The sequence below is a fragment of the Rhizobium sp. CSW-27 genome, from assembly GCF_018760785.1.
Lineage (GTDB): Bacteria > Pseudomonadota > Alphaproteobacteria > Rhizobiales > Rhizobiaceae > Neorhizobium.
On record NZ_JAHHZO010000002.1, the window covers coordinates 561,271 to 585,927 of the forward strand.

The window sequence follows — 24,657 nt, forward strand, 5'->3', positions numbered from 1 at the left end:
TTATGCGCGACATCATCATTGCGTCCGACCCGATTGCTTCATTCATGCTCATTGACGTTGAAGAGGCGGGGTCGGAAATCCTCCACCATCCGGCGACCGATGCTGCATGTTTGCCATGCGCTCGGCGGACCGGGCTCCCGCTCCTCCGTTCAACCTGCTGTCAGGTGGTTACGCAGGTCAGCCTGCACAAGGTCACCGGACAAGAAAACGTGATCAAGACTAGCGGTGGCCGGCGGATGGATCAACCGCAGAGAGCGAAGCCTATGCTTTCCTTCGGAAGGTGTAACGCAAAACGCGCAGCCCGGCGCCTGTCTTTCCAGGTTGTTCCTGTCGAAAAGACAGGTTTCACCTTCCCGGGACAAGCTTCGGCGGCTGCGCGCTGCAGACTTTCGGCGATGCCGCAGCGTTTTACTTCAGCGCTGCATTGGTGACGTCAAGCGTATAGGCGCCTGTGGGGGCCTTGGTGATGACCGGGTCCGAGCCGCCGCCGAGCAGCGTCTTGACGGTGCGCTCGTAGTCGGCCACATCGAGCGCGCCGTTCGAGCCGGCGGTCAGCTTGGCGATTTCGCCCATCATACGCTTCTGATGCTTTTCGGTCTGGGCGCCGGAGGCATCGTTGTCGAGCACGATGCCGGCTGCTTCATCCGGGTTCTTCTCGGCATATTTCCAGCCCTTCATCGAGGCGCGGACGAACTTGACCATCTTTTCCTTGAAGGCCGGGTCCTTCAGCTTGTCTTCCAGCACGTAGAGACCGTCTTCGAGCGTGGCGACGCCCTCGTCCTCGTACTTGAAGGTGACGAGCTGGTCCGGCTTGATGCCGGCATCGATCACCTGCCAGTATTCGTTATAGGTCATGGTGGAGATGCAGGCGGCCTGCTTCTGCAGGAGCGGATCGACGTTGAAGCCCTGCTTCAGCACCTTCACGCCATCGGCCGAACCGTCCGTCTTGATGCCGAGCGTCGCCATCCAGGACAGGAACGGGTATTCGTTGCCGAAGAACCAGACGCCGAGCGTCTTGCCCTTGAAATCGGCGGGCTTGGTAATGCCGGTTTCCTTGAGGCAGGTCAGCATCATTCCCGACTTCTTGAACGGCTGGGCGATGTTGACGAGCGGCACACCCTTTTCGCGGGTGGCGAGTGCCGAGGGCATCCAGTCGACGATCACGTCGGCACCGCCGCCGGCGAGCACCTGTGGGGGCGCGATATCCGGGCCGCCCGGCTTGATATCGACGTCGAGGCCTTCCTCCTTGTAGAAGCCCTTGTCCTTGGCAACGTAATAGCCGGCGAACTGGGCCTGGGTCACCCATTTCAGCTGCAGCGTCACCTTGTCGGCGGCGGCAGCCGACATGGCCGTCAGGGAGACGGCAGCGGCCAGCATCAGCGATGCAATCTTGGCTTTCATTGTTTCAGTTCCCTCTTTTTCATTGTTACCTCCGCCCACCGCGGACGGATGGATGCCAGAAGGTGACGGCCCTTTCGCTGAGCGCCACCAGACCGTAGAAGACCGAGCCCGCCACCGCGGCGACCGCGATTTCGGCCCAGACCATGTCGATGTTCGCACGCCCCACCTCGGTGGAGATGCGAAAGCCCATGCCGACGATGGGCGTGCCGAAGAATTCCGCCACGATAGCGCCGATCAGGGCCAACGTGGAGTTGATTTTCAGCGCGTTGAAGATGAAGGGCCAGGCCGCTGGCAGGCGAAGCTTCACCAGTGTCTGCCACCAGGAGGCGGCATAGGTGCACATCAGGTCGCGTTCCATGTGGCTGGCGGCAGCAAGTCCCTGCACCGTGTTCACCAGCATCGGGAAAAAGGTCATGATGACGACGACGGCGACCTTCGAGGGCCAGTCGAAGCCGAACCACATGACCATGATCGGTGCCACGCCGACGACCGGCAGCGCCGAGACGAAATTGCCGATCGGCAGCAGGCCCTTCTGCAGGAAGGGCGAACGGTCGATGAGGATTGCGACGAGAAAACCAAGCCCGCAGCCGGCGACATAACCGGTGATCACCGATTTGAGGAAGGTCTGCTGGAAATCGGCCCACAGAACCGGAACCGATCCGGCGAGCTTTGCCCAGATTGCCGTCGGTGCGGGAAGCAGGATCGGGGGAATGGAAAAGCCCAGCACCACGCATTCCCAGATGACGATGAGAGTGATGCCGAAGATCAGCGGCACGGCGATGCCGATGGCACGCTGGGCGGCTGGTGCGGCGGGCTTCAGCCGTACCAGCCATTCGTTGAGCGCCCAGGCGCAGAGCCAGACGAGGAGCGCGGCAAACAGATAGGCGTTCATGGCTTCACCCCCATGCGCTTCAGGACGAGGCCGTGGGCTGCCCCGACGATGGAGACCAGAACGGCGGCCAGCGCGGCCGCCATGAACAGCGCCGCCCAGATCTGGATCGTCTGACCGTAATAGGAACCCGAGAGAAGCCGCGCGCCGAGCCCCGCCACAGCGCCCGTCGGCAGCTCGCCGACGATCGCCCCGACCAGCGAAATCGCGATCGCCACCTTCAGCGAGGTGAAGAGATAGGGCATGGCCGCGGGCCAGCGCAGTTTCCAGAAGGTCTGGGTGGAACTGGCATTATAGGTGTGCATCAGGTCGATCAGCAGGGTATCCGGGCTGCGCAGGCCCTTGACCATGCCGACGACGACCGGGAAGAAGGACAGATAGGTTGAGATCAGCGCCTTCGGCAAAAGACCTGAGATGCCGATCGAGTTCAGCACGACGATGATCATCGGCGCAACCGCCAGGATCGGGATCGTCTGGCTGGCGATCACCCAGGGCATCAGCGACTTGTCCATCGCCCGGTTGTGCACGATGCCGACGGCGAGCGCGATGCCGAGCACGGTGCCCATGCCAAACCCCATCAGCGTCGCCGAAAGCGTGATCCAGGCATGGTAGACGAGGCTGCGCTTGGAGGTGACGGGCTTTGCGACCGTCGTATCCCAGAGTTCGGCAATGATCTGATGCGGCGCCGGCAGGATCGGTCGTTCCTGGCTGAAGGTCTGCGGAATAAGCTCTCCGAGGGTGACGGTGGTGCCTGCCCGTGCCGCCTGATCGCGCACGAAGGGGGCGTTGAGATAGATGACGAAGACATGCCAGATGACGAGGATCGCCGCGATGACGGTGAGGACCGGGAGGATGCGGTCGCGGAGGAGGGAGGCGGTCATGGGGTGTCCGTCTCCCGTAGAAAGGGCGCCACTTCCGTCTCCAGCATCGTGAAGATCGCGTCCGGGCAGCCGATCACGTCCGCATTGTCGAAGCGCAGGACCTTAAAGCCTTCCGCCGTCAGAAACGCATCGCGTCGATGGTCATGTCGTCGTCCATGGTCCGTCTCGTGGCTATCGCCATCGACCTCCACGATGATGCGCGCCGAAAGCCACGCAAAGTCGGCGATGTAAGGCCCGATCGGCGTTTCCCGATGGAAGCAAGCGCCGCGGGAGCGAAGGTCTCGCAGCAGATCCCACATTTCCCGCTCGGCCTTCGTCAGTTCGCGACGCAGGGTCTTGGCGCGGCGGCGCGTCTTGGCATCGATATTGGAATGCGGCATCGGGCACTCCTTTCTCAAGGTCGTCATCGCTGCCAAAACCCCCTCTGGCCTGCCGGCCATCTCCCCCACAAGGGGGGAGACCGCGCGGGGCGGGCTCAGTGCCTCAATCTCAACTTCAAACGTTCGAGCTGAACGCGAACGAGATCTCGTCCTGGTGAGGCGGGTGCTTGTGGCATTGAAGCCCCTCCCCCTTGTGGGGAGGGCTTGGGGAGGGGTCTTTTGCTGAAGCCTACTCCTCATAACTATGCCCCGCCTTCAGGCCCTCGCGGACGCGGTGGGCGATTTCCAGGAATTCCGGCGTGTCGCGGATCTCCAGCGGCCGTTCGCGGGGAAGGGTGGATTCGATCACGTCGGTCACCCGGCCGGGCCGCGGGCTCATCACCACGATGCGGGTGGATAGGTAGACCGCCTCGGGGATCGAGTGGGTGACGAAGCAGATCGTCTTGTTGGTCTTGTCCCACAGCTTCAGAAGCTGTTCGTTCAGGTGGTCGCGGACGATTTCGTCCAGTGCGCCGAAGGGTTCGTCCATCAAGAGCAGGTCGGCATCGAAGGCGAGCGCGCGGGCGATCGAGGCGCGCTGCTGCATGCCGCCGGAGAGCTGCCAGGGATATTTCTTGCCGAAGCCCGAGAGGTTGACGAGGTCGAGCATCTCAGCGATGCGCGTCTTCTGCTCGTCGGCGCTGTAGCCCATGATTTCCAGCGGCAGCGCGATGTTCTTTTCGATGGTGCGCCAGGGATAAAGGGCGGCTGCCTGGAAGACATAACCGTAGGCGCGGGCGAGGCGGGCATTTTCCGGCGTCATGCCGTTGATTTCGATCGAGCCGGTGGTGTGCTTTTCCAGATCGGCGATCACGCGCAAAAACGTGGTCTTGCCGCAGCCGGAGGGGCCGATGAAGGAGACGAAGTCCCCCTTCCTGATATCGAGATTAACGCCGGTCAGCGCATGCACCGGCCCGTCATTCGTGTCGAAGGTCAGGCCGAGATCGCGGGCGGAAACGACGGAGGCGGCGCTTGTCATGCAAAACACTCCGGCGGGGACTGGGAAATGGTCAGGGGCATTTTATCTGCTATCTTCTGTGGCTGTGGCCGAACCGGCAGGTCTTGGGAGCCGCCGCCGGAGAGCCGGATGGAGGATTTCTGACATGGACGCATCATCGAAGCCCACCTGCCGGCTGGTGAAGCCGGGCGCGACCTATGCCGGCAAGCAGGGGCTGAGTTACTTTGAAGGCATCGCGGCCGAGACGGTGGGGGCCCAGGGCATCTGCATGCATATTCTGACGATGCCGCCCGGCGCGCGCGCCAAGGCGCATCTGCACGAGAACCACGAGACGGCGATCTACATGCTCTCCGGCCGCGTCGACACCTGGTATGGCGAATGGCTGGAGCACCATGTGGTGGTGAGCGCCGGCGAACTTTTCTACATTCCGGCCGGGGTGCCGCACCTTCCCGCCAATTCCTTCGATGAACCTGCGACAGCGATCATTGCCCGCACCGACCCCAACGAACAGGAAAGCGTCGTGCTTTTGCCGGAACTGGATGCGCTGGCGCGGTGAGGGTTTTCGGGCTTTGAGGGCCGCGGGGGCGTGGTGCCGGATGGGGGAGGTTTGCGGGTGGGGCTTACCCCCCTCTGTCCTGCCGGACATCTCCCCCTCAAGGGGGGAGATCCGCAGGCTTTGACCGTTCTGCCAAACGCAGCCGCCGCTGGTGACCGTGCCGTTCGGCAAACGAACAATGGCTGGGAATGCGGGTGCGGCAATCCTATCTCCCCACTTGAGGGGGAGATGTCCGGCAGGACAGAGGGGGGGAGCGCCGCGGCACGACACTGGCGGATCCCAGGCCGGGATGCGCCGCAGGAGCGCAAGCCCCAAGATCGGCTTTACGGCGCGTGCACCAACCCCGTCTCCCGCCATCAGCGGAAGATGCCCGACCGGGCAGAGGGGGATCTGCAACGCGCGCACCGCCGTCATCGAACCGCTCACACGCCCGAAGCCGGAATGCCGGTGCGCTCCACCTTGCGCGGCGCCGTCAGTTCCTTCCAGGTGGAGAGCGCCTTGGACACAGCCGGGTAGGGTTCGCGCGCGACGAACTGGCCGTGGCCCTCACGGGTCTTGATGGCGCCGTCCTCGATCGCCACGAAACCGCGGGTCAGGGTGTAGCGCGGCAGGCCCTTCACCCTCTTGCCCTCGAAGACATTGTAATCGATGGCCGATTGCTGGGTCTTCGCGGTGATCGTCTTTTCCTTTTCCGGGTCCCAGACCACGAGATCGGCATCCGCGCCGACCAGGATCGCGCCCTTCTTCGGGTAGACGTTGAGGATTTTCGCGATGTTGGTCGAGGTGACCGCCACGAACTCGTTCATGGTGATGCGGCCGGTCGCCACGCCATAGGTCCACAGCATCGGCATGCGGTCTTCCAGGCCGCCGGTGCCGTTCGGGATCTTTCGGAAATCGCCGACGCCATAGCGTTTCTGGTCCGTGGTGAAAGCGCAATGGTCTGTGGCCACCACCTGAAGAGAGCCGGCGGCAAGACCAGCCCAGAGGCTGTCCTGGTGCTGCTTGTTGCGGAAGGGCGGGCTCATCACGCGGCGGGCGGCGTGATCCCAGTCCGGGTTCGAATATTCGGTCTCGTCCAGCGTCAGGTGCTGGATCAGTGGCTCGCCGTAGACGCGCATGCCGTTCTGGCGCGCCCGGCGGATGGCTTCATGTGCCTGTTCGCAGGAGGTGTGCACCACATAGAGCGGTGCGCCCGCCATGTCGGCGATGATGATGGCCCGGTTGGTGGCTTCGCCTTCCACGGTCGCTGGCCTCGAATAGGCATGCGCTTCCGGGCCGTTATTGCCCTCATCCATCAGCCTGGCCTGCATGGCGGCGACCACATCGCCGTTTTCGGCATGCACCAGCGGCAGGGCGCCAAGCTCGGCACAGCGCGAAAACGAGGCGAACATCTCGTCGTCGTTCACCATCAGGGCGCCCTTGTAGGCCATGAAGTGCTTGAAGGTGTTGATGCCCTTTTCCTCAACCACCGTCTTCATGTCGTTGAACACCTGTTCGCCCCACCAGGTGACGGACATGTGGAAGGAATAGTCGCAATTGGCGCGCGTCGCCTTGTTGTCCCAGCGCTTCAGCGCATCGAGCAGCGACTGGCCGGGATCGGGCAGACAGAAATCCACCACCATCGTCGTGCCACCGGCAAGCGCCGCCCGCGTGCCGCTTTCGAAGTCGTCGGCGGAATAGGTGCCCATGAACGGCATTTCGAGATGCACATGCGGATCGATCCCGCCCGGCATGACATAACAGCCGGTCGCATCGAGCACTGTATCGCCCGCAAGGTTCGGGCCGATCTCGATGATCTTGCCGCCGTCCACCTTCACATCGGCCTTGTAGGTGAGATCGGCGGTGACGATGGTGCCGTTCTTGATGACTGTGGTCATGGTGTGTGTCTCTCCCGGAAATAATCTTGGCTTGTCACGGGCGTTCCCCCTCATCCGCCCTTCGGGCACCTTCTCCCCGAGGGGAGAAGGGAAAGTAGGCGCCGCAGGCGCTCCCTCTCTCACGGTCATGCGTCGCCGTGACGTGCATGAGCGATGGAAAAGGATTTGGTGTCGCAAGTTCAGCGAGTAGCGCGGTCAAGCATGGTCTCTGACGGTACAGCGCGCGCTCTCCCTTCTCCCCTTGGGGAGAAGGTGCCCGAAGGGCGGATGAGGGGGCTGCACGGGCGAACCGCATCATTTCTCTCTCCGATCTGCGGGCGAAAAACGGATGGTGTCGCAGCCTTCCGTCAGCCGCCCGTCCAGAACCGCCAGAATTGTTTCCAGCACGGCCAGACGCTCTCGCAGCACCTCATGATTCCAGAAACGGATGACGGAATAACCCTGGCTGTTCAGCCAGCGGGTCCGAACGATATCATGCAGGCTCTCCGCATGCTGGCTGCCGTCCAGTTCAACGACCAGCCCTTTTCCCCGGCAGAGGAAATCCACGACATAGGGGCCGAGGGGGATCTGGCGGGCAAATTTGTAGCCGTTCAGCCGGCGCGCGCGCAGGTCGCTCCAGAGGTAGTATTCCTCCTCTGTTTCCAACTGCCGGAGGTGCCTGGCCTGTGTGGTCTTGCCGAGGCGGCGTTTGGTGGCATGCTGCTTGTCCATGCGCCTGGCCCCCTCATCCGACCCTGCGGGCCACCTTCTCCCCGCGGGGGAGAAGGGGTGTTTGCCGCCGAAGTTGTCATCCGACCTGATTGTTCTGCGGGTGCAAAGCTCAGTTCGTGTTGATGCCGGTGCAACAGGCTCCCTCCCTTCTCCCCGTCGGGGAGAAGGTGCCAGAAGGGCGGATGAGGGGGCCAGATGCACCGAAACACTCACCCCACGATCTCCGCCGTCTCGACCACCGCATGGAACAGCACGTCGCAGCCGGCAGCCGCCCAGTCCTTCGAAATCTCCTCGGCCTCGTTGTGCGAAAGCCCGCCCACGCAGGGGCAGAAGATCATGGTGGAGGGGGCCACCTTGGCGGCCCAGCAGGCGTCGTGGCCAGCGCCGGAAATGATGTCCATGTGGCTGTAGCCCAGCTTGTCCGCAGCACTCCGCACCCGTTCCACCAGCACCGGATCGAAGGTCACCGGGTCGAAATGGCCGACGGCTTCCACGGAGCAGCCGACGCCGAGAGGCGCGCAGATCTTTGCCGCTTCCGCCTCGATCTTCGCGCGCATGCGATCGAGCTTTTCCTGGGAGGGCGTGCGCAGGTCGACGGTGAACACCACCTTGCCCGGCAGAACATTGCGCGAGTTGGGGGAGAAGAACACCTGGCCGACGCCTGCGACGGCGCCCGGCTGCTCCTCCATCGCAACCGCCTGCACCATTTCGATGATGCGCGACAGGGCAAGCCCGGCATTCACCCGCAGGTTCATCGGTGTGGAGCCGGTATGGGCTTCCTTGCCGGTCAGGGTGAATTCCAGCCACCACAGGCCCTGGCAATGGGTGACGACGCCGATCTGCTTCTCTTCCGCCTCCAGGATCGGGCCCTGTTCGATGTGATATTCGAAATAGGCGTGCATCTTGCGCGCGCCCACCTCTTCCTCGCCCAGCCAGCCGATGCGCTTCAGTTCCTCGCCATAGGTCTTGCCCTCGGGGTCCTTGCGGCCATAGGCATAATCCAGCGAATGCACGCCGGCGAACACGCCAGACGCCAGCATGGCGGGCGCAAAGCGTGCGCCTTCCTCGTTGGCCCAGTTGGTTACGACGATCGGATGCTTCGTCTTGATGCCGAGGTCGTTCATGGTGCGGATGACCTCGAGGCCGGCCAGCACGCCGAGCACGCCATCATATTTGCCGCCCGTGGGCTGGGTGTCGAGATGGCTGCCGACATAGACGGGAAGCGCCTCCGGATCGGTGCCGGGGCGGGTCGCGAACATCGTTCCCATCTGGTCGACGCCCATGGTCAGGCCCGCCGCCTCGCACCACTTTTGGAACAGATGGCGGCCTTCGCCATCGGCATCCGTCAGCGTCTGGCGGTTGTTGCCGCCGGCAATGCCGGGGCCCACCTTGGCCATGTCCATCAGGGTTTCCCACAGCCTGTCGCCGTTCACGCGCAGGTTCTCGCCTGGTGCCGCCACCATACGTTCATTCCTTCATCTGTTTCAGCCGGGAGTGCTGATGTCCGGCTGCTGTTCCCTTGGGTCTTCGCGCCATCTTCTTCTGGCTTAGGGCCGCCCTGGGCTTGCCTTCGCCGGATGGGTCATCGATAAATTGACCGATTGGTAAAAGCTTACAATTTCCACGGTGGCACTCAAGCGCAAAATCGTGACCGCGATGAAAAAATGAACAAGTTTCCGGCAGCGGTTTTGCCGGGGTAAATTTTGTGCACTTGCGATCCGTGCTAGGACACCGACAAGGAGAGACGACGGCAGATGATTCCCAGGGCGGCAAAGACGCAGCGGCGCACGCGCATTCAGGAAGAGAAAGAGGAGAAAATCCTCGAGGCGGCGCTCGACGTGTTTTCCGCCTATGGCTTCCGTGGTGCGACCATCGACCAGATCGCGGATGCCGCCGGCATGTCCAAGCCGAACCTGCTCTATTATTTCCGCACCAAGGAGGCGATCCACCGCACGCTTTTGGACCGCATGCTGTTTACCTGGCTGGAGCCGCTGCGCGCCTTCGATCCGGAGGGCAATCCCGAAAGCGAGATCCGCTCCTATATTCGCCGCAAACTGGAAATGTCGCGGGATTTTCCGCGCGAAAGCCGGCTGTTCGCCAATGAGATCATCCAGGGCGCGCCGCATATCGAGGATGAGCTGAGGGGGCCGCTGCGGGAACTGGTGGACGAGAAGGCACAGGTGATCCGCGCCTGGATCAAGGCCGGCAAGATCGCCAGATGCGATCCCTATCACCTGATCTTCTCCATCTGGTCCACCACGCAGCATTATGCCGATTTCGACGTGCAGGTGCAGGCGGTGCTGGGCGACAAATCCGGCGAGGGCCGCTTCGAGGATGCGGCCCGTTTTCTGGAAACCCTGTTTCTGCGCGGACTGCAGGTGGAAAAGCCGGGCGCCTGAGCGCGCTCAGGGCTTGCGGCAGAAATGGCGGTCGAGCACCGCCATCAGGTCCGCGACGGCTGCGTGGCGGATGGCGTAATACAGCACCCTGTGGTCGCGGCGAAAATCGACGATTCCCTCGTCCTTCAGCTTGCCGAGATGCTGCGACATCGAGGTCTGGGCAATGCCCGTTTCCTCGATCAGCTGGCTGACGCTGCGCTCGCCCTTCATCAGTGCACACAGGATCAGCAGCCGATGCGGATTGGCCAGCCCCTTCAGAAAGCCTGCGACATCTTGAGCCATGGCCGGCATTTCCTCTGCGATTGCCATAGGGCCCTCTTTTCGATTTGTATTTTCTTGATATCATAAAAACATGAATTGAGAAACCGCAAAAATGACCGGAGCGGAGCATGGCCAAGGATTACAGGCAGATCACCAGGGATATCAGCGCCTATACCGCCGAGATGCGCAAGCTGACGCCGGATGCGATCAACGGCTTCTACGCCCTTTCCAAGGGCGCAACGGCAGAGGGGGCGCTGTCGAAGAAGACGAAGGAGCTGATTGCGCTCGCCATCGGCATCACTCAGCGTTGCGATGGCTGCATCGGCTTTCACGTCAAGGCATTGAAGGATCTCGGGGCAACCCGCGAGGAGATCGGCGAGGTGGCCGCCATGTCCACCTATATGGGCGGCGGTCCGGCCCTGATGTATGCGGCGGATGCGCTGAGGGCTTGGGACCAGTTCAGCGAGACGTGAGCCGGGCAGGAGGCGTGGCGGCTCAGAAGCCTGCCAGCCGCACCATGGCATAGCCGAAACCCGAGATGAACAGCCAGCCGAAGGCGCCGAGCGCGAGCGGGCGCAGCCCCTCGGCGGCCAGCTGCCGCATATGGGTCTGCAGGCCCATGGCGGCCAGCCCGCAGGAGAGCAGGAAGGTGCCGAGCAGATTGCCGTGACGCACGAGGTCGGCGGGGATGCTGACAAGGCTGTTCAGCGCCACCACGGCCAGGAATCCCAGCACGAACCACGGGAAGGGGGCCGTACCGCGCTCTTGCGTGCCGGTGTCCGGGCTGCGGAACAGGGTGAGTGCCAGCGTCAGAACCAGCGGCGCCAGCAGCACGACGCGGGCCAGCTTGGCAATGGTGCCGAACTGGCCGGCCACTTCGCCGCTCTGGAAGGTGGCGGCCACCACCTGCGCCACTTCGTGAATGGTGGCCCCCGACCAGACGCCATAGGCCATGGCATCAAGATGGAGCGGCGTTGCCAGAAGCGGATAGGCCAGCATGGAAAAGCTGCCGAAAATGGTTACGCAGGCCACCGCATAGGCCACGTCTTCCTGCCTGCCGCGAACGGCGGCATTGGCGGCAATCACGGCGGATGCGCCGCAGACGGAGGTCCCTGCCGCAATCAGCCCCGTCAGGCGCCGGTCGACGCCGAGCAGCCGGCCCATGGCCATGGTGGCGACGAAACTTGCCGCCAGCGTGGCCGTGACGGTGGCAAGGCCCGGCAGGCCGAGCGACAGCAGTTGCGGCAGGGTGATCTGCAGGCCAAGCAGCACGATGCCGAGCCGCAGCAGCGGCTTCAGGGAAAAGCCGATGCCCGGCAGCAGCAGCCCGTGCGGGCGGCGGATATTGCCGATGACCATGCCGATCACGATGGAAAGAATGAGCGGCGAAAGGGTCTGCAGGCCGGTGGCGGAGCGAAACAGCATGGCGGCGGTGGCAATCGCGCCCGTCAGCAGCAGGCCGGGAAGAGCCGGCATGTCGTGGCGCAGGCGGCTGGCCTTGTGTTCCAGATATCCGGTTTGGATGAACATGGCCTGCTTCCTGATCGAGTGGTTTGGTGTCTCCCGTTATGGCGGCGCGCTTCCCATCGTTCCAACAAATTGATACGGTGGTTTCAATCGACTTTGACGATGATAGATCATGACGCTGGAGCAGCTCCGCATCTTTCTGGCTGTGGCCGAGCAGCAGCACATGACCCGGGCTGCCGAGCGGCTGCATCTCACCCAGTCTTCCGTCAGCGCAGCGATTGCCGCGCTCGAGGAGCGGCATGGGGTGAAGCTGTTCAATCGCGTCGGCCGGGGTATCGAGCTGACCGATGCGGGCCGGCTTTTCCTGCCGGAGGCGCGCAGCGTACTGGAGCGGGCAGGCGATGCGGCGCGGCTTCTCAAGGATCTGTCCGGAGCGCCCGCCGGGCAGCTTTCCGTGCATGCCAGCCAGACGGTTGCGAGCTACTGGCTGCCGTCCCGCCTCATCCGCTACCACGAACGTCACCATCAGGTGGAACTGTCCATGCATGTCGGCAATACGCGGCAGGCCAGCCAAGCTGTGCTGGATGGTCGTGCGCATCTGGCCGTGGTGGAGGGGCGGGTGGATGAGCCGGCGCTGTCTGCCCGCAAGGTGGGCGAGGACCGGCTGGTGCTGGTGGTGGGCAGGCGTCACCGCTGGCGGCACATGCAGGGGCTTGCGCCCGCCGATCTTCTGGAAACCGGCTGGATTCACCGCGAGGAAGGCTCCGGAACCCGCGCGGCGCTGGAGGAGGAATTGCGCCGTCTCGGCATTTCGCCCGCCGATCTTCAGGTGGGGCTGGAACTGCCCTCCAATGAAGCGGTCATTGCCGCCGTGGAAGCAGGCACCAGTGCCGCCGTTCTATCGCTTCGTGCGGTGGAGGCGCATCTGGCGCAAGGCCGGCTGGCCATGCCGGATTTTCCGATGCCGACCCGGCCCTTCTTCCTGCTTCTGCATCGGGAGAGGCATGTCACACGCGCGATGAAGGCGATGGTGGATATTCTGGCCGAGGGGTGAGGGGCGGACCCGGTCGCTGCCTTCGGCTTCCCCGGGGTCGCCCGCCGGCGGTTCCGGCAGTGCCTCAGTGTTTCAGGGGCGCAGGTCGAGGTTGAAGGCCGCCTTGCCGCCTGCCTTGACGCTGTAGAGCGCCCGGTCGGCGCGCAGGAATATCTCTTCCGGCGTGGCGGCGGGGCGGATGGCCGCCACACCGATGGATGCGCTCACCGTAAGCCCGTGGCTGACCAGCGAATTCCGGTCGTTCAGCGCCCGGGTGATCTGCCGCGTCAGGGCCGTCAGTTCCTCGCGGGTCTGCCAGGGATGGATGATGGCGAATTCGTCGCCGCCGAGCCGGGCGCGGGTGACGGCCTGCGGCGCCGCATCTTCCAGCCTGCGTGCCGTCAGTTGCAGGAAAGCATCGCCCGCCTGATGTCCCAGACGGTCATTGACGGCCTTGAAGCCGTCAAGATCGATCAGCAGCAGCGCATGCGGCTCCTGGTGCGGCTGCTCGCAGATCTCCCGGAACAGTTCCTCGAAGCGGGCGCGCGAGGTCAGTCCCGTCAGGCTGTCCACCTCGCTCATGCGGCGGATCTGCTCGAACATCACCTTTTCGGTCGTGATATCCTGCTTCATGCCGAACAGACGCACCGAGCGGCCGTTGATCCGGTCTACGATTGCCGTGATGCGAATCCAGCGCAGATTGCCCCTGGCCGTGGTGATGCGGGCATCGAGCGAAAAACCTTCGCCGGTCTCGATGGCCCGGTCGCGGACAGCCTTCAATTCCAGCCGCGATTCCGGCGCATACAGCGCAACGATGTCATCCCGGCGGATCTTCGACTGCGGTTCGATCTCGAACAGTTCGAATACGGTATCCGTCCAGCGCAGCGTCTCATCCGGCAGGCTGCATTCCCATATGCCGACGCGGGCCGCCTTGAAGGAGCGATCGATCAGCGTATCGAGATCGCCAAAATCTTCCGGCGGCGCCGAATTGCGCAGGATTGGCCGTGATCCGTCCAGAACCTGACGGTGCGTTTCCAGCCAGGACCGCAGGATATTCGGCATCGTCTCCACCATGGAAAGCTGGTCTGTCTCCGTTCCGAGATCGCGCAAGGATAGGAGCAGAAGTTTAATCGAACATTAAACAATTTTCCGGGCTTGTTTTACCAGATCATTGTCTGGTCGTGCAGTCTCGATCTCGGCCTCAGGTGCGGGCGCCGGCGAGGTGCGTTTCGCGGCTTCGATGCCGCCGGGTCAGTTCGGGCGAGGTTGCCTTGCCCGTCGGGCAAACGGAGAACGCCACGTTGCGATGTGCGAGGCGCCGCGTGGGTGCTAATCCAGCCATTTCAACATTTCAGGCCAACGGGGCACCCACATGCCCCGCCCAATCTCTCCCCTCAACCCAGCCTTACTCCGCCGCCACCTGCGCCATCGGGTTGTTCGGATGCGTCGTCCAGTTGGCATAGGTCGGATCAACGATCTTGCCGGTGCGCTGGTCGAGTGTGCCGGGTTCGAGCCCCACCATGGTAATGCAGTTTTCGACCGGGCAGACGTTGACGCAAAGGTTACAGCCCACGCATTCGTCTTCCATCACCTCGAAATGGCGCACGCCATTGACCATGCTGGTGATCGCCTGGTGCGAGGTATCCTCGCAGGCAATGTGGCAGCGGCCGCATTTGATGCAGGCGTCCTGGTCGATATGGGCTTTGGCCACATAATTGAGGTTCAGGTATTTCCAGTCGGTGACGTTCGGCACGGCACGGCCGCAGATGTCGTCGAGGTTCTGATGGCCCTTCTCATCCATCCAGTCCGAAAGGCCGGAGATCATTTCCTGAACGATCTTGAAGCCATAGGTCATGGCAGCCGTGCAGACCTGCACGTTACCCGCCCCCAGCACCAGAAATTCGGCTGCATCACGCCATGTCGTCACGCCACCGATGCCGGAGATCGGCAGGCCCTGCGTTTCCGGGTCGCGCGCGATTTCAGATACCATGTTCAGCGCGATGGGTTTGACCGCCGGGCCGCAATAGCCGCCGTGGCTGCCTTTGCCGCCCACGCTTGGAACCGGCGCGAAATTATCGAGATCGACCGAAGTTATGGAATTGATGGTATTGATGAGCGAGACGGCATCGGTGCCGCCGCGTTTTGCGGCGCGTGCCGGGTTGCGAATGTCGGTAATGTTCGGCGTCAGCTTGGTAATCACCGGCATGCGCGTATATTGCTTGCACCAGCGCACCACCATCTCGATATATTCCGGCACCTGACCCACGGCAGAGCCCATGCCGCGTTCCGACATGCCGTGCGGACAGCCGAAGTTCAGCTCGATGCCATCCGCGCCGGTTTCCTCCACCAGCGGCAGAATGGCCTTCCACTCTTCCTCCACGCAAGGCACCATGATCGAAGCGACAAGCGCCCGATCCGGCCAGTTCATTTTCACCTGCTTCATTTCCTGCAAGTTTATCTGAAGCGGGCGGTCGGTGATGAGTTCGATGTTGTTGAAGCCCAGCAGGCGGCGGTCGGCACCCCAGATTGCGCCGTAGCGCGGGCCGTTGACATTGACGACCGGCGGTCCTTCGGAGCCGAGTGTCTTCCACACCACGCCGCCCCAGCCCGCCTTGAAGGCGCGCTCCACATTATAGGCCTTGTCGGTGGGCGGTGCAGAGGCCAGCCAGAACGGGTTTGGCGACTTGATGCCAACGAAATCATTGCGAAGATCAGCCATGGTTCATCTCCCGGTTCAAGCGACGGCCACAGCCGGCTGACCGGCGGAAGCAAAGGCAAGATGAATGGCGTCGGCGGCATCGCGCCCGTGCGCCACGGCGGAAACGGTGAGGTCTTCACCCCGGTTGACGCAATCGCCCCCGGCATAAACCCTCTCCATGGAGCTGCGACAGTGCTCATCCACTACGATGCGGCCGCGTTCCATGGCCAGCGCGCCGAGTCCGCTGGCCTTGAAGGATTGGCCGATGGCCTTGAAAATCTGGTCGGCGGCAATCACGCCCGTTTCGCCGGTGCCGACGAGGTGGCCATCCCGAAGGGCGGTATATTCCAGCTCGATCCCGGCCACTTCGCCATCCTTGCCGAGAACGCGCTTGGGAGCGAGCCAGTGGCGGATGGTGACGCCCTTGGAGGCTGCCAGATCCTGTTCATATTCCGAAGCGTTCATGTGCTCCTTGCCGCGGCGGTAGCAAATGGTCACTTCTTCCGCGCCCAGCAACTTGGCCTGAATGGCGGCGTCGATGGCCGTCATGCCGCCGCCGAGAACCACGACACGGCGTCCGATCGGCACATCCGCCTTGTTGTGCGCCTGCCGTAGAAAAGCGATGAAATCCACCGCATCATCCACGCCCGCCAGATCCTCGCCTTCCAGCCCGAGCGCGTTGACGCCCGCAAGGCCAAGGCCGAGGAAGACGGCATCGTAATCGGCAATCAGATCTTGCAGCGAGAAATCACGCCCCAGCGCCATGCCGGTGCGAATTTCAATGCCGCCGATGGCCAGCAGATAATCCACTTCCTTCTGGGCGAAATCATCCGGGGCCTTGTAGGTGGCGATGCCGTATTCGTTCAACCCGCCCGCCTTTTCGCGCGCGTCGAAGATCACGACCGAATGGCCGTTCATGGCCAGCCGATGTGCACAGGAAAGACCGGCCGGGCCAGCGCCAACCACGGCCACCACCTTGCCGGTTTCCGCAGCCCGCTGGAAGAACTGGCGGCCCTGCTCCATGGCAATATCGGTGGCGTAGCGTTGCAGGCGGCCAATATCCACCGGCCTGTCTTCCGCCGTGTTGCGCACGCAGGCTTCTTCGCACAGCGTTTCGGTGGGACAGACGCGCGCACACATGCCGCCAAGAATGTTTTGGGCAAAGATGGTGCGCGCCGCGCCGAGAGGATTTGCCGTCGATATCTGCCGGATGAACAGCGGAATATCGATGGCGGTGGGACAGGCCGTCATACACGGCGCGTCATGACAGAAGTAACACCTGTCGGATGCCACCAGCGCCTCGTGCCTGTCGAAGCGCGGATGAAGGTCGGAAAAATTACGTTCGTACTCCGCGGGCGCCAGACGGCCTCCCGCGATACCGCTTCCCAGTCTGTGCATGTTGCTTCCCTCTTTTATGGACTTCTATGCAACTGGCCGAGCGTAACACGGGAAAAATATTTATCAAACGGTCAAATTTCCGGCTTGTGCTTCGTCAATCCGGGCCGGAAATTTCCTGACGATAATGGTCAGGTTTATACTTTACTCTTTTTGTCATGTTAATTATGGTGCCATCCGAACCGCCCCGCGAGGGCATGACTCGGACGACAGGGAAAGACGAGCCGTGGCAAAGAAGGACAAGCGCAAGCCGGAACAGAAGACGCGTGCAGGCGAGGAGGCGGCAAAGCCGCAGGGCCAGCGTGGCGTCAAGAGTTTCCTCTATGTCGGCGGGCGTGATTGCCAGGTGGCGCATCTTCGTGAAATCGCCAACAATTTCGGTGCGGAACTGATCCATCACGATGGCGGTTTGCGTGAGGCGGTGTCGCGCATCGATACGCTTTTGCCCTCGGTCGACTGCGTGTTCTGCCCCATCGACTGTATCAGCCATGATGCGTGTCTCAGGGTGAAGACCGGCTGCAAGAAGTTTTCCAAGGCCTTCATCCCGCTGCGCAACGGCTCCAAATCCAGTCTGGAGCGTGCGCTCCAGACCATGAGCGAACGGAACGCCCAGTGATGAACGACGATCAGCGCGACCTGTCTCTTTTCATCGGCCTGCACAAGCTTGCCCAGCAAAACGGCGACGGGCTTGTGCCGGAACTCTATGACCTCCTGACCCGCCGGCCTGACGAACTGCCGGAAGGCAACGGCATCCTGCGCTTTCCCATCGGTCGCACCCGGCCTGCCGGACAGGCTCTGGCCGATGCACCGGAGGCTTCGCCGGCCAAGGTCATTCCGCTGCGGCGCCCGGCCTGAGAAAAGCCGATTTCTATTCATAAATACCGGAAATCACGTCTATTTTAGGTAGATGAAAACTACCAGTTGATTGCCTGCGCCATCGGCGTAGCCTCTTCGTCGGGAGGATCGTCCGATGTGGCAGGCTATCGTGTTTCTCGTCGCAGCCCTTTCGGCCCCGCCTGCGGCATCCGCTGCGCAGGCACAGGATCCGCTGCGCATCTTTGCCGCCTATTCCGTGTTCATGGTTGCCAATGCCAACTGCCCCGATCTGTTTTTCAGCGCCGGGCGGCTGCACAAGGCGATGTTTGCGATCGGCGGCCGGCTGCACTGGTCCGAGCGGCGCATCCGCCAGCAGGCCGAGGCGCATATCACCACCAATGTCGAGGCGTTCGGTCAGGATGCCGAAGCCTTCTGTCGGCAGGCTGACATGCTTGTCGAGGCGCTTGGTCCCGCAAAGCTCGCATCCGAGGGGCTGCTCCTGAGCAGGCCGAAGCCGCTTGCCGGTGCCGGCCTGCCGATCCGTTGAGGCGAGGGCCACGTAACGGCAGGCAGATCCCCTGCACCGGACATGCCGCATGACAACCCGCCATCTCATCCCCGTTCTCGGCGACCAGCTGAGCCTCACGCTTGCCAGCCTCGCGGATGCCGATCCGGCCCGCGATGTGATCCTGATGGCGGAGGTGCTGCAGGAGGCGACCTATGTGCGCCATCACAAGCTTAAGATCGCCTTCATCTTTTCCGCCATGCGCCATTTCGCCGAGGAACTTCGCGAAAGGGGATTTCGGGTGCGTTACGTGGCGCTGGATGATCCGAACAATCGTGGTGCGCTTAGCGGCGAGGTGCAGCGCGCGCTGGATGCGCTGAAGCCGCAGGCGGTGATCGTCACCGAAGCCGGGGAATGGCGGCTGATGGAGGAGATGCGGGGCTGGCGGCAGACGTTCGGCCTGCCGGTGGAGATCCGCCCCGACCACCGCTTCCTCTGTTCGCATGCCGGGTTTCGCCGCTGGGCGGAGGGCCGCCGTGCGCTGACCATGGAGTTCTTCTATCGCGAGATGCGCCGGAGCACCGGGCTTCTGATGCAGGGCGACCAGCCTGCCGGCGGCCGCTGGAACTTCGATGCGGAGAACCGCAAGCCGGCCAGCCCCGATCTTCTGCGGCCCGGCCGCCTGAGGATCGAACCGGACGCCATGACGCGCGCGGTGCTGGATCTGGTGGAGGCGCGCTTTCCCGATCACATCGGCCGGCTGGATCGGTTCGGCTTTGCCGTGACGCGTGCCGATGCCGAAGCGCTGCAGGATGCTTTCATGGCCGACCACCTGCCGCAGTTCGGCGCCACGCAGGATGCGATGCTGGCGAGCGATCCCTTCCTCAACCATGCGCTGTTGTCCTTTTATATCAATATCGGCCTTCTCGACCCGCTGTCGGTGTGCCGAGCGGCAGAGCGGGAATGGCTGGAAGGGCGCGCGCCGCTGAATGCGGTGGAGGGCTTCATTCGCCAGATCATCGGCTGGCGCGAATATGTGCGCGGCGTCTACTGGCTGAAGATGCCCGGCTACCGGGACAGCAATTTTCTGGATGCCGCGCGGCCGCTGCCGGCTTTCTTCTGGACGGCGGAGACCGACATGGCCTGCCTTTCCACCGTGATCACCGAAACCATCGACCATGCCTATGCCCATCATATCCAGCGGCTGATGGTGACGGGCAATTTCGCGCTGCTGGCCGGACTTTTGCCGCAGGCCGTGCATGAATGGTATCTGGAGGTCTATGCCGATGCCTATGAATGGGTGGAACTGCCCAATGTGATCGGCATGAGCCTGTTTGCCGATGGTGGCGTTCTGGGCTCCAAGCCCTATGCGGCGAGCGGCAACTACATCGCCAAAATGTCCGATTACTGCCAGACCTGCCGCTATGACGTGAAGACGAAGACGGGCGAGGGGGCCTGCCCCTTCAATGCGCTCTACTGGGATTTTCTGGATCGCAACGGCGGGAAGCTTTCCGGCAATCACCGGCTGGCCCAGCCCTACGCCACCTGGCGGCGGATGAGCGAGGCGCAGCGTCAGGACTATCGGGCAAGTGCGGCGCGCTTCCTGGCGCGTCTCGATGCCGGCGAGCGCGTGTAACGGCAAACCATTCGCCCTTGCGCTGCGTAGAAAGACCCGTTGAGGCAGGAGGACGACGCCGATGACCATCATGACATCCCTTCCACACGGCTATCGCGCGCTGGTGATCGGCGCGAGCGGCGGCATCGGCAGCGCGGTGGCCTCCGTGCTGGAGGCCGATCCCGCCTGCGGCGCGGTGCTGCGCCTGTCGCGCCGGGCGGACGGGCTCGACGTGACGCGGGAAGAGAGCGTGGCGGCGGCCGCCGAGCGGCTGGATGGGGAATTTCACCTGATCTTTTCGGCCACCGGCGGGCTGACGATTGATGGTGTCGGTCCGGAAAAATCGCTCCGGCAGATTTCCGCGGATGCCATGATGAAGCAGTTCGCGCTGAATGCACTCGGCACCGCGCTGGTGACAAAGCATTTCGCGCCGAAGCTTTCGCGCAAGGAGCGGGCGTTGATGGCCTTTCTCTCGGCCCGCGTCGGCTCGATCGGCGACAACCATCTGGGCGGCTGGATCTCCTACCGGGCCTCCAAGGCTGCCCTCAACCAGATCGTGCGCACCGCCTCGATCGAACTGTCCCGCAGCCATCCGCAGGCAGTGCTGCTGGCGCTGCATCCGGGCACGGTGGCGACCACGCTTTCGGAAAAATACTCCGGCAACCATGCGCGCACCGAACCCGCGGACAGCGCCAAAGCCATGCTCTCGGTGCTTGATGGCCGCGACGCGGGGCAGACCGGCCACTTCTATGCCTATGACGGTCAGCCGATCGAATGGTGAGGGTCAGCCAAGCGCGATCCTGACCGCGTAGGCCAGGCAGACGATGGCGGTGATGCGCAGGCGAAGCCGCCAGTACCACGGCTTTTCCAGATTGCGGCCGGCCAGTTGCCGGTCTATGGCGAGCAATCCGATGAAGGCTGTGAACTGCACGGCGAGCGCCACCGGACCGGGCGCAATCAGCAGCGATGCCCAGGCGGCCAGCTCCAGCCCATTGCTGGCCATCACGGGGACGACCGGAGGCTGGTCCTCCCGCTGCACCAGTCCCCACAGCGCGCCGGCCATGAAGCCTGCAATCACCGCGCCATAGGCGAGGAAGGCGGAAAGCCGTGCTGCCGCATCAAGGAACGGCAGGCCGGGCAGCAGCAGGAGCAGAAAGGGCAGGGCGCCGGCATAGGTGAGGGCTTCCGTCAGCCGGCGGGAGAAGAGGGCGGACATCATCATGATCCCTTTGCAAGCTGGGGTTCCAGCGCATCGGCAAGGGCCGTGGCGCTGAGGAAAGCAGCTTCCACCCGGTTGCCGAGACACCAGTCGCCGCAGGCGGCGAGCCGGCGGTCGGCATCGAGCAGGAAGGGCTGGCCGAGCGGCACGTCCACATTGGCATGGCGCCAGCGATGAAGGTCGACACTGAGCACCGCATCCCAGTCGAACCCTGGAAAGAGAGACCGGCAGGCTGAGAGCATGGCGTCGCGCACCGTCTCGACCGGCGTCTCGATATGCTGGTCGGCCCAGCGGTTGTTGGCATGGATGACCAGGGCCGGGGCCGCGTCGCGGTCCGGCTTGCTGTGATTGGCGCCGATCCAGCTTATGATGGGATGCGCCACCTGTGCCGCCTCGGCGGGCGGCTGCGTGCCCTGGGTGAGCGCCAGCATCAGGGTAAAGCAGCCATTCATCCGCACGGCGTCCAGCGCCTGCAGTTCCGTCCGCGCAAAGGGCATCAGCAGGCGCGTCTGCGGTGCCGGCGCTGTGGAAACCACAAGATCGAAGGGCCCGCAGGTTTCCCCGGATGTTGACAGATGCCAGCCGTCGGCCTGCCGCTGAAGCGAGAGGATCTGGCAGCCGAGCCGCAGATCGAGCCCTTCTGCGAGCGCCTTGGGCAACGCCGTCATCGAGGGAACCCCGACGAAGCGCGGCGCGCGATCCGCAAGGCGCTCCGCCGTGCCATCGGTGCCGAGCCGCATCAGCGCCGACGCCCAGGCCTGCACCTGACCGGCCTCCAGAAAAGGCTCGAGAGCAGCGTGAAACCGGCTGTCGCGTATGGTGAAATATTGCGCGCCGTGATCGAAGGCGGCCCGTTCGCCGCGCCGGGTCGCCATGCGCCCGCCGGTGCCCCGGCTCTTGTCGAACAGCGTGACCCTGGCCTGGCCGTTCAGCCGCCTTGCCAGGGTGAGGCCGGCAATCCCGGCCCCGATGATGGCGACGGAGGGCTTTGTCATCGCGCGGCCCTCCGGCTGCGGCGGCAGCGTTCCGAGCAGTATTTCACCATGGCCCAGTCGCGTTCCCACTTCTTGCGCCAGGCAAAGGGGCGCCCGCAGGCAAGGCAGGTTCTGGTCGGCAGGTCGGCCTTCTTCATGCGCGCCGGCATGGCTTCTCCCTCGTCATGCTTCTGCCTCATCACATCTCGTCGTCATCACGCAAGGGTGATTACGCGGTGAAGGCAAAGGCGGATCAGCACGGCCGGCGACGAGAACCATGGCGACGCCATGGCCCTCAGCGGGTCGGGGTGCCCGCGGTCCATGCCGGTTCCTGCCTCTCGTCAACCGAATGCGCGATAAATGCCGGGCAGGATGCGTGCGAGATGGTTGAACTCCGTCATGTCGTGAACCGACATTTCATAGGCCGTCATTTCCACAACCTGCTCGTTGAATCCGATATGTTGCAGCATCGCCGGTGCCTTTTCCGCATTGGCGAAGCGGGCCATGTCCGCGTGGGCACCGATCCAGTAGCGGCTGAAGAGTTCCATCCCGGCGCTCGTATCGCGGGCAATATGGACCATCAGCGTGAACGGGATATCGGGCGCCGGTGTTGCATAGCAGACGGCGCTGGCGCTTGCGGTAAATCCTTCCCGCGCCAGGGCCTGGGCGTCGAAGCCGAGCACTGCCGGTTCGGAGAAGTGGATGATGGCGTCGAGACGGCTCGGCCCGATCCATTCCTGGATGCGATTGGGATTGTTGAAGAGCCGCTTCTCGTAGCTCAGCGAGGTATCCTTAAGGCGGGCCGGGTCGGCGACGCTGGTGTCGATATGCGCCTGGGGAAACCAGAGCATGTAGCGTTCTTTTTCGACGGGATGCCAGGTGAACCACCACTTGAACATGTCGGTTGTCACGCCGGGCATGACAATGCGGCTTTGCGCGTAGGCCATCTGGCCGTCCAGCACGGCATAACCATTGTCCTTCGTCTTGAAGGACGGATCGAGCAGGCGGTTGAGGTTCTGTGCACTGGGCGACGGCACCTCGCCCGGATCGAGCGGGCCGAACTGTATGGCCTTTGCGGCGGCCGACGGGACCGAGAGATCCGTATCGAGAAAGGGCGCATAAGGGCTGGTGCGCACCGCCTTTTCGTTGGCGCCGCGCTGCTTCTGGCATTCAAGGGAAAGATAGGTGACGGCGCTCCAGTCGCCGTAGGCATCGCGGCGCGAGGCGGTTTCGGCGGCCTGCGTGGCCTGTGCTGCGGCCGTATGGGGCAGAAGCGTGGCAGAGGTGGTTCCAACGATTGCGGCTGGGGCACTCTTGAGAATGGTGCGGCGGGAAAGCGGACGGGTCATGAGCGGGCTCCTTTGCAAAAAATCCATGCTTGACCCTCAAACTACGCCATGCTTCCCATCAATCAAATCGATCTGGAGCATGAGGGGAATTGACTTGGTTGATATCGCAAGCATCGATCTCAATTTGCTGATCTCGATGGAGGCCCTGCTCGAGGAAAAGAATGTGTCGCGTGCGGCGCGGCGTCTGTCTCTCGGCCAGCCCGCCATGAGCCATAATCTGGCGCGCCTTCGACGCCTGCTGGGGGACGAATTGCTGGTGCGAAGCGCGGGCGGCATGGTGCCGACGCCCAAAGCCATCAGTCTCGAAGTCGAACTGCGTGCGACGATGCGCAAGATCCGCATGCTGTTTGAGGAGCAGATGCCGTTTGACCCTTCAACGGCGCAAATGTCCTTTCGACTGGGCGTGACCGACAGCGCCGAAGCCATTCTCGTCCCAGCCGTCTCGGCCTTGCTGCTGGAAAAGGCGCCCGGCGTGACGCTCAAACTGATCCCCATCGACGGGGTCGATGTCGCCGCCGGTCTGGAGATGGGGCTGTTTGATCTCGCCATCGGCACCTTTGCCGGGGGACGAAGCTACCACAAGCAGCGTGTGATCTATCACGAAGGCTATCACACGGTCTTCAATGCCGCTTTGGTCGCGATCGGTGAAACGATGACGCTTGATGACTACAGACGGTTTCCGATGCTGGTGGTCGAGGGACCAGACGGAGACGCGGTCCTCGATGCGCTGGGACGTCTGGACGTGTGGCCTCACATCGCCCTGCGAACACCCCATCTGCTGACAGTGCCTTCCATCGTTTCTCACGCCCCGATGATTGCGACCGTCCACACCCAGGTGGCGGAACGTTTCGCGGAGCATTTCAACCTCTCCGTCCGTCCGCTTCCAGAAGAGGTCGCCCTTGCGCCTGCGCAACTGATGCTGATGTGGCATGCGGCGAGCGACAAAGCCCCTGCCCACCGTTTCATGCGCGACCTCGTCGTTGAAGGCCTCAGATATCTGCGGGGGAGGAGAGATTAGGCTCCTGCATTCATGCCGCCCTTTTTTGCTTCCGACGAAGCTGGTGGGGATATGGTCGTTCTTAAAAAAAAGGGGAAATGGCGCACCCGACAGGATTCGAACCTGTGACCTTTGGAATCGGAATCCAACACTCTATCCAGCTGAGCTACGGGTGCTTTTGAGAATCGGTGGCTGGCCATCGATCTTGCCGGTGCAGGGTTCATAACAAAGGACGAA

The 24,657-nt window shown here is 63.1% G+C and carries 27 protein-coding genes, 1 tRNA gene and 1 pseudogene; 11 read left to right on the forward strand and 18 right to left on the reverse strand.

From position 1 onward, the window contains the following. The first annotated feature begins 2 nt into the window (after window positions 1-2). Complete coding sequence (locus tag KLP42_RS06230; protein ID WP_215565305.1) at window positions 3-431, forward strand: hypothetical protein; 429 nt, start codon at window positions 3-5, stop codon at window positions 429-431. Here the strand turns inward: KLP42_RS06230 and KLP42_RS06235 are convergent. The 5 genes from KLP42_RS06235 to KLP42_RS06255 all read right to left on the reverse strand — a co-directional run bounded on the left by KLP42_RS06235 (window position 409) and on the right by KLP42_RS06255 (window position 4,569). Beyond that, entirely contained in the window at window positions 409-1,401 is a 993-nt protein-coding gene (locus KLP42_RS06235) for an ABC transporter substrate-binding protein (protein WP_215565306.1), read from the reverse strand. The genes KLP42_RS06230 and KLP42_RS06235 overlap by 23 nt on opposite strands. 25 nt (window positions 1,402-1,426) lie before the next feature. After that, complete coding sequence (locus KLP42_RS06240) at window positions 1,427-2,293, reverse strand: ABC transporter permease (protein WP_215565307.1); 867 nt, start codon at window positions 2,291-2,293, stop codon at window positions 1,427-1,429. Continuing rightward, the gene (locus tag KLP42_RS06245) at window positions 2,290-3,171 is read right to left on the reverse strand and encodes an ABC transporter permease (RefSeq protein ID WP_215565308.1); all 882 of its coding nucleotides are present in this window, start codon (window positions 3,169-3,171) and stop codon (window positions 2,290-2,292) included. Before KLP42_RS06245 ends, KLP42_RS06240 begins: the two co-directional genes overlap by 4 nt. Continuing rightward, complete coding sequence (locus tag KLP42_RS06250) at window positions 3,168-3,551, reverse strand: endonuclease domain-containing protein (RefSeq protein WP_215565309.1); 384 nt, start codon at window positions 3,549-3,551, stop codon at window positions 3,168-3,170. Before KLP42_RS06250 ends, KLP42_RS06245 begins: the two co-directional genes overlap by 4 nt. 229 nt (window positions 3,552-3,780) lie before the next feature. After that, window positions 3,781-4,569, reverse strand: coding sequence for an ABC transporter ATP-binding protein (locus KLP42_RS06255; protein WP_215565310.1), 789 nt, complete (start codon window positions 4,567-4,569; stop codon window positions 3,781-3,783). A gap of 124 nt (window positions 4,570-4,693) precedes the next feature. On the opposite strand from KLP42_RS06255, the gene KLP42_RS06260 reads away from it, so the two are divergent. Then, window positions 4,694-5,104 carry a cupin domain-containing protein gene (locus KLP42_RS06260; RefSeq protein WP_215565311.1) on the forward strand — a complete coding sequence of 137 codons (411 nt, stop codon included), beginning with the start codon at window positions 4,694-4,696 and terminating at the stop codon, window positions 5,102-5,104. Between the two features lie 422 nt (window positions 5,105-5,526). On the opposite strand, the gene hydA is transcribed toward KLP42_RS06260, so the two are convergent. The 3 genes and pseudogenes from hydA to KLP42_RS06275 form a co-directional block, all read right to left on the reverse strand. After that, window positions 5,527-6,981, reverse strand: a complete 1,455-nt coding sequence (gene hydA, locus KLP42_RS06265) for a dihydropyrimidinase (protein ID WP_215565312.1) — start codon at window positions 6,979-6,981, stop codon at window positions 5,527-5,529. A gap of 294 nt (window positions 6,982-7,275) precedes the next feature. Continuing rightward, window positions 7,276-7,901, reverse strand: a pseudogene (locus tag KLP42_RS06270) (endonuclease domain-containing protein). After that, window positions 7,902-9,155, reverse strand: a complete 1,254-nt coding sequence (locus KLP42_RS06275; RefSeq protein ID WP_215565314.1) for a Zn-dependent hydrolase — start codon at window positions 9,153-9,155, stop codon at window positions 7,902-7,904. A gap of 291 nt (window positions 9,156-9,446) precedes the next feature. On the opposite strand from KLP42_RS06275, the gene KLP42_RS06280 reads away from it, so the two are divergent. After that, window positions 9,447-10,091 carry a TetR family transcriptional regulator C-terminal domain-containing protein gene (locus KLP42_RS06280; RefSeq protein ID WP_215565315.1) on the forward strand — a complete coding sequence of 215 codons (645 nt, stop codon included), beginning with the start codon at window positions 9,447-9,449 and terminating at the stop codon, window positions 10,089-10,091. A gap of 6 nt (window positions 10,092-10,097) precedes the next feature. On the opposite strand, the gene KLP42_RS06285 is transcribed toward KLP42_RS06280, so the two are convergent. After that, window positions 10,098-10,373: an ArsR/SmtB family transcription factor gene (locus KLP42_RS06285; RefSeq protein ID WP_252192779.1), complete on the reverse strand. Its 276-nt coding sequence runs from the start codon at window positions 10,371-10,373 to the stop codon at window positions 10,098-10,100. 107 nt (window positions 10,374-10,480) lie between these two features. On the opposite strand from KLP42_RS06285, the gene KLP42_RS06290 reads away from it, so the two are divergent. Further along, window positions 10,481-10,825, forward strand: coding sequence for a carboxymuconolactone decarboxylase family protein (locus KLP42_RS06290; protein ID WP_215565316.1), 345 nt, complete (start codon window positions 10,481-10,483; stop codon window positions 10,823-10,825). Window positions 10,826-10,847: 22 nt separating this feature from the next. On the opposite strand, the gene KLP42_RS06295 is transcribed toward KLP42_RS06290, so the two are convergent. Next, window positions 10,848-11,882 (reverse strand): YeiH family protein, encoded by a 1,035-nt coding sequence (locus tag KLP42_RS06295; protein WP_252192780.1) that lies wholly within the window; start codon window positions 11,880-11,882, stop codon window positions 10,848-10,850. Window positions 11,883-11,991: 109 nt separating this feature from the next. Between KLP42_RS06295 and KLP42_RS06300 the strand changes: the two genes are divergently transcribed. After that, window positions 11,992-12,873: a LysR substrate-binding domain-containing protein gene (locus tag KLP42_RS06300; protein WP_215565317.1), complete on the forward strand. Its 882-nt coding sequence runs from the start codon at window positions 11,992-11,994 to the stop codon at window positions 12,871-12,873. Window positions 12,874-12,945: 72 nt separating this feature from the next. Here the strand turns inward: KLP42_RS06300 and KLP42_RS06305 are convergent, their stop codons facing one another. The 3 genes from KLP42_RS06305 to KLP42_RS06315 all read right to left on the reverse strand — a co-directional run bounded on the left by KLP42_RS06305 (window position 12,946) and on the right by KLP42_RS06315 (window position 16,948). Beyond that, entirely contained in the window at window positions 12,946-13,926 is a 981-nt protein-coding gene (locus tag KLP42_RS06305) for a GGDEF domain-containing protein (RefSeq protein WP_215565318.1), read from the reverse strand. Between the two features lie 331 nt (window positions 13,927-14,257). Then, window positions 14,258-15,571 carry an NAD-dependent dihydropyrimidine dehydrogenase subunit PreA gene (gene preA, locus KLP42_RS06310; RefSeq protein ID WP_215565319.1) on the reverse strand — a complete coding sequence of 438 codons (1,314 nt, stop codon included), beginning with the start codon at window positions 15,569-15,571 and terminating at the stop codon, window positions 14,258-14,260. Between the two features lie 15 nt (window positions 15,572-15,586). Further along, on the reverse strand, window positions 15,587-16,948 hold the full coding sequence (locus KLP42_RS06315; protein WP_215565320.1) for an NAD(P)-dependent oxidoreductase: 1,362 nt from the start codon (window positions 16,946-16,948) through the stop codon (window positions 15,587-15,589). 223 nt (window positions 16,949-17,171) lie between these two features. Between KLP42_RS06315 and KLP42_RS06320 the strand changes: the two genes are divergently transcribed. The 5 genes from KLP42_RS06320 to KLP42_RS06340 all read left to right on the forward strand — a co-directional run bounded on the left by KLP42_RS06320 (window position 17,172) and on the right by KLP42_RS06340 (window position 20,662). Continuing rightward, on the forward strand, window positions 17,172-17,561 hold the full coding sequence (locus tag KLP42_RS06320) for a DUF2325 domain-containing protein (RefSeq protein WP_215565321.1): 390 nt from the start codon (window positions 17,172-17,174) through the stop codon (window positions 17,559-17,561). Then, the gene (locus KLP42_RS06325; RefSeq protein ID WP_215565460.1) at window positions 17,561-17,800 is read left to right on the forward strand and encodes a hypothetical protein; all 240 of its coding nucleotides are present in this window, start codon (window positions 17,561-17,563) and stop codon (window positions 17,798-17,800) included. Before KLP42_RS06320 ends, KLP42_RS06325 begins: the two co-directional genes overlap by 1 nt. Window positions 17,801-17,915: 115 nt before the next feature. After that, entirely contained in the window at window positions 17,916-18,308 is a 393-nt protein-coding gene (locus tag KLP42_RS06330) for a hypothetical protein (protein ID WP_215565322.1), read from the forward strand. A gap of 49 nt (window positions 18,309-18,357) precedes the next feature. Next, window positions 18,358-19,902, forward strand: a complete 1,545-nt coding sequence (locus tag KLP42_RS06335; RefSeq protein WP_215565323.1) for a cryptochrome/photolyase family protein — start codon at window positions 18,358-18,360, stop codon at window positions 19,900-19,902. Window positions 19,903-19,972: 70 nt separating this feature from the next. Next, window positions 19,973-20,662 carry an SDR family NAD(P)-dependent oxidoreductase gene (locus KLP42_RS06340; protein WP_215565450.1) on the forward strand — a complete coding sequence of 230 codons (690 nt, stop codon included), beginning with the start codon at window positions 19,973-19,975 and terminating at the stop codon, window positions 20,660-20,662. A 3-nt stretch (window positions 20,663-20,665) separates the two neighbouring features. Here the strand turns inward: KLP42_RS06340 and KLP42_RS06345 are convergent, their stop codons facing one another. The 4 genes from KLP42_RS06345 to KLP42_RS06360 all read right to left on the reverse strand — a co-directional run bounded on the left by KLP42_RS06345 (window position 20,666) and on the right by KLP42_RS06360 (window position 23,423). Continuing rightward, window positions 20,666-21,103 (reverse strand): DUF3429 domain-containing protein, encoded by a 438-nt coding sequence (locus tag KLP42_RS06345; RefSeq protein WP_215565324.1) that lies wholly within the window; start codon window positions 21,101-21,103, stop codon window positions 20,666-20,668. Then, on the reverse strand, window positions 21,100-22,095 hold the full coding sequence (locus KLP42_RS06350; RefSeq protein WP_215565325.1) for an NAD(P)/FAD-dependent oxidoreductase: 996 nt from the start codon (window positions 22,093-22,095) through the stop codon (window positions 21,100-21,102). Before KLP42_RS06350 ends, KLP42_RS06345 begins: the two co-directional genes overlap by 4 nt. Next, window positions 22,092-22,244, reverse strand: a complete 153-nt coding sequence (locus tag KLP42_RS06355; protein ID WP_215565451.1) for a DUF2256 domain-containing protein — start codon at window positions 22,242-22,244, stop codon at window positions 22,092-22,094. The genes KLP42_RS06350 and KLP42_RS06355 overlap by 4 nt, the downstream gene beginning before the upstream one ends. Window positions 22,245-22,415: 171 nt before the next feature. Continuing rightward, window positions 22,416-23,423: a DAPG hydrolase family protein gene (locus KLP42_RS06360; protein ID WP_215565326.1), complete on the reverse strand. Its 1,008-nt coding sequence runs from the start codon at window positions 23,421-23,423 to the stop codon at window positions 22,416-22,418. 94 nt (window positions 23,424-23,517) lie between these two features. Here KLP42_RS06360 and KLP42_RS06365 point away from each other — a divergent pair, with 94 nt between their 5' ends. Beyond that, complete coding sequence (locus KLP42_RS06365) at window positions 23,518-24,441, forward strand: LysR family transcriptional regulator (RefSeq protein ID WP_252192781.1); 924 nt, start codon at window positions 23,518-23,520, stop codon at window positions 24,439-24,441. Window positions 24,442-24,519: 78 nt separating this feature from the next. Here KLP42_RS06365 and KLP42_RS06370 read toward each other — a convergent pair. Next, window positions 24,520-24,596, reverse strand: a tRNA-Arg gene (locus KLP42_RS06370). Window positions 24,597-24,657 lie beyond the last annotated feature (61 nt).

Coding starts and splice junctions, on each gene's coding strand:
- KLP42_RS06345 (WP_215565324.1), bottom strand. CDS start 21,103: ATGATGATGTCCGCCCTCTTCTCCCGCCGGCTGACGGAAGCCCTCACC.
- KLP42_RS06305 (WP_215565318.1), bottom strand. CDS start 13,926: ATGGTGGAGACGATGCCGAATATCCTGCGGTCCTGGCTGGAAACGCAC.
- KLP42_RS06360 (WP_215565326.1), bottom strand. CDS start 23,423: ATGACCCGTCCGCTTTCCCGCCGCACCATTCTCAAGAGTGCCCCAGCC.
- KLP42_RS06275 (WP_215565314.1), bottom strand. CDS start 9,155: ATGGTGGCGGCACCAGGCGAGAACCTGCGCGTGAACGGCGACAGGCTG.
- KLP42_RS06315 (WP_215565320.1), bottom strand. CDS start 16,948: ATGCACAGACTGGGAAGCGGTATCGCGGGAGGCCGTCTGGCGCCCGCG.
- KLP42_RS06245 (WP_215565308.1), bottom strand. CDS start 3,171: ATGACCGCCTCCCTCCTCCGCGACCGCATCCTCCCGGTCCTCACCGTC.
- KLP42_RS06250 (WP_215565309.1), bottom strand. CDS start 3,551: ATGCCGCATTCCAATATCGATGCCAAGACGCGCCGCCGCGCCAAGACC.
- KLP42_RS06300 (WP_215565317.1), top strand. CDS start 11,992: ATGACGCTGGAGCAGCTCCGCATCTTTCTGGCTGTGGCCGAGCAGCAG.
- KLP42_RS06285 (WP_252192779.1), bottom strand. CDS start 10,373: ATGGCTCAAGATGTCGCAGGCTTTCTGAAGGGGCTGGCCAATCCGCAT.
- KLP42_RS06255 (WP_215565310.1), bottom strand. CDS start 4,569: ATGACAAGCGCCGCCTCCGTCGTTTCCGCCCGCGATCTCGGCCTGACC.
- KLP42_RS06330 (WP_215565322.1), top strand. CDS start 17,916: ATGTGGCAGGCTATCGTGTTTCTCGTCGCAGCCCTTTCGGCCCCGCCT.
- KLP42_RS06340 (WP_215565450.1), top strand. CDS start 19,973: ATGACATCCCTTCCACACGGCTATCGCGCGCTGGTGATCGGCGCGAGC.
- KLP42_RS06325 (WP_215565460.1), top strand. CDS start 17,561: ATGAACGACGATCAGCGCGACCTGTCTCTTTTCATCGGCCTGCACAAG.
- KLP42_RS06260 (WP_215565311.1), top strand. CDS start 4,694: ATGGACGCATCATCGAAGCCCACCTGCCGGCTGGTGAAGCCGGGCGCG.
- KLP42_RS06240 (WP_215565307.1), bottom strand. CDS start 2,293: ATGAACGCCTATCTGTTTGCCGCGCTCCTCGTCTGGCTCTGCGCCTGG.
- KLP42_RS06230 (WP_215565305.1), top strand. CDS start 3: ATGCGCGACATCATCATTGCGTCCGACCCGATTGCTTCATTCATGCTC.
- KLP42_RS06280 (WP_215565315.1), top strand. CDS start 9,447: ATGATTCCCAGGGCGGCAAAGACGCAGCGGCGCACGCGCATTCAGGAA.
- hydA (WP_215565312.1), bottom strand. CDS start 6,981: ATGACCACAGTCATCAAGAACGGCACCATCGTCACCGCCGATCTCACC.
- KLP42_RS06235 (WP_215565306.1), bottom strand. CDS start 1,401: ATGAAAGCCAAGATTGCATCGCTGATGCTGGCCGCTGCCGTCTCCCTG.
- preA (WP_215565319.1), bottom strand. CDS start 15,571: ATGGCTGATCTTCGCAATGATTTCGTTGGCATCAAGTCGCCAAACCCG.
- KLP42_RS06295 (WP_252192780.1), bottom strand. CDS start 11,882: ATGTTCATCCAAACCGGATATCTGGAACACAAGGCCAGCCGCCTGCGC.
- KLP42_RS06335 (WP_215565323.1), top strand. CDS start 18,358: ATGACAACCCGCCATCTCATCCCCGTTCTCGGCGACCAGCTGAGCCTC.
- KLP42_RS06355 (WP_215565451.1), bottom strand. CDS start 22,244: ATGCCGGCGCGCATGAAGAAGGCCGACCTGCCGACCAGAACCTGCCTT.
- KLP42_RS06290 (WP_215565316.1), top strand. CDS start 10,481: ATGGCCAAGGATTACAGGCAGATCACCAGGGATATCAGCGCCTATACC.
- KLP42_RS06350 (WP_215565325.1), bottom strand. CDS start 22,095: ATGACAAAGCCCTCCGTCGCCATCATCGGGGCCGGGATTGCCGGCCTC.